Below are 241 nucleotides of genomic sequence, written 5' to 3'. Positions count from 1 at the left end.
ATGACATACCCAAAAGGAAACATTTCAGATATAGCTTCTCCGCGAAAACCATATGGTATTAGTGGAGATTTCATCAATGATGATAACTTTCGTTTATCAAAAAGCGGAATGATAAAACCTATAAAAATTTACGGGAAAAGAAAAGTTGGATTTATAGAAAATAATCTAATTAAAGCCCACAAAGAATGGGTTAAAGGATTCAAAGTTTTTACAGCTAGATCGAATAATATTGGTACTGAAC

1 protein-coding gene is annotated in these 241 nt (G+C 31.1%); it reads left to right on the top strand.

What is annotated here, in order from left to right; all coding sequences use genetic code 11:
• On the top strand, positions 1 to 241 hold a 241-nt coding region (locus tag V0R37_RS23135; protein WP_420376695.1), incomplete at both ends, for a hypothetical protein.

This window comes from Pollutimonas rozaliensis, assembly GCF_048751585.1.
In the GTDB taxonomy this organism is placed as follows: Bacteria; Pseudomonadota; Gammaproteobacteria; order Burkholderiales; family Burkholderiaceae_B.
Note: the sequence above shows the minus strand (reverse complement) of the source record. Positions and strands in the feature narration are given on the sequence as shown.